This is a genomic window from Frankia sp. CeCAU1, from assembly GCF_977971845.1.
The window spans coordinates 1-1,428 of sequence record NZ_CDWWXA010000151.1 but is presented as its reverse complement, the minus strand read 5'-3'; the positions used below and the strand labels follow the sequence as shown (position 1 = coordinate 1,428).

The 1,428-nt window shown below is 70.4% G+C and carries 2 protein-coding genes; both read right to left on the bottom strand.

Annotation, left to right across the window (positions count from 1 at the left end):
• Positions 1 to 926, bottom strand: a 926-nt coding sequence (locus AC08OO_RS20040) for a PIG-L deacetylase family protein (protein WP_476618896.1), incomplete at its 3' end; no start/stop codon positions are given.
• On the bottom strand, positions 908 to 1,428 hold a 521-nt coding region (locus AC08OO_RS20035; RefSeq protein WP_476611260.1), incomplete at its 5' end, for a hypothetical protein. The genes AC08OO_RS20035 and AC08OO_RS20040, both read right to left, overlap by 19 nt.

Sequence of the window (1,428 nt, the reverse complement as noted above, 5' to 3'; positions counted from 1 at the left end):
GCGACGTAGACCTCGTACGGACTCCCCAGGGTCGCGAGCAGGGAGCCGGTCACCGGGGTGGCGGCGTCGGACGCCGCGTCGTCCTCCCCTACCTGGGTTGCGTGCTCCGCGAGGGCCCTGCGCTGCCGCGCCCGGAAACCGCGGGCGTCCACGAGCAGCGGGCGGCGTTCCCGCAACCGGCGGACCGGCTGGACGAACAGACGCTCAGCCGACCAGCCCGCCGTCCCGTAACCCAAGGTCCAGGGCCAGTGCGTCCAGAACCAGACGGTGTATTCGAGCACCTGGCCGCGATAACCGGTGGTGGCGACCGCTCGGCGCACCGCCTCGTTGGTCGCGTCGTGGTCCGGGTGCCCCTCGCACGAGGTCGGCGCCAGGATCTGCTCGGGCGCGAGGGTCTCAATGAGCTCGGTGAGCCGCGCGGCGATGGCGTCGATCCGGTCGGAGAGCTCGGCGTCGGGGAAACCAAGGAAGCGCACGTCGGACTCGTCGACGTCCAGCAGGGTGCAGGCCCGGCGGGTCTCCGCCTTGCGCACCTCGATCAACTCCGCTGGCGGGAGCGTCACCGGCTCCGCGCGGGAGCCGTCACTGACAATCACCACCGTGACCGGGGTGCCGGCGGCCCGCTTACGCATGATGGCCACCGCGCAGCCCAGCGTCTCGTCGTCGGGGTGTGGTGCGACGACGAGACACGACCTCGTCGTCATGGACGAGGTGATGTCGATGCCTCGCCAGGTCCAGGCCCGGCGCCACAGCGACCGCGCCGGCACCATCACCCGGTCGCGCACCGTCTCCGGATCACCCGGGATCACCCGCCGGACCACCTTCGCCACGTTCATCCCGTCGACCTCCCGTATGGCGGCGAACACCGGCCAGCGGACGCGATCCGAGATCGACGCCGTGGCCGCGCTCACTGTAGCGACCGCCACCAACATTCCGCCCTCGGGTGGTGTTCCCGCAGGTCCTCGCCATGTTCGTTCACGAGACGCCGATGGGCGCAGGGCAGTTCTTCGCCGGGCTCGGCCCCAGCAGACATGGCGTCGGTGAGCTGCTGCAACGCGATGGCCCGGCGCAATGTCTCGGCGGGGGGATGGTGCAGGTAGTCGGCCACCACGGCCTGTAGGGCCCCTTCGGCCGCGGATGCCGCGCCGCTGCCGGCGGTGGCGCGTTCCAGGATGGCCAACCTGTCGGCGGGCGCGGTCATCGCTGCGGCTGTGCCGGTGGCGGTGAGTCCTATGGCTGCGGCGGTGAGGCTGAGTAGGTCTCTGCCGTTCGCGGTCTCCACCCCCTCGGTCTGCGGCGTGGGCTGGTGTTGTGAGGGTATCCCGGCTAGCGGTGGTGTGACAGACCCCGCATGATCGTCTTTGTGTTCGTGGGGGTAGGGGTAGCGGAATCCGAGTTCGGGTTCGCTGGCCTGGAAAAAGTGGCAGT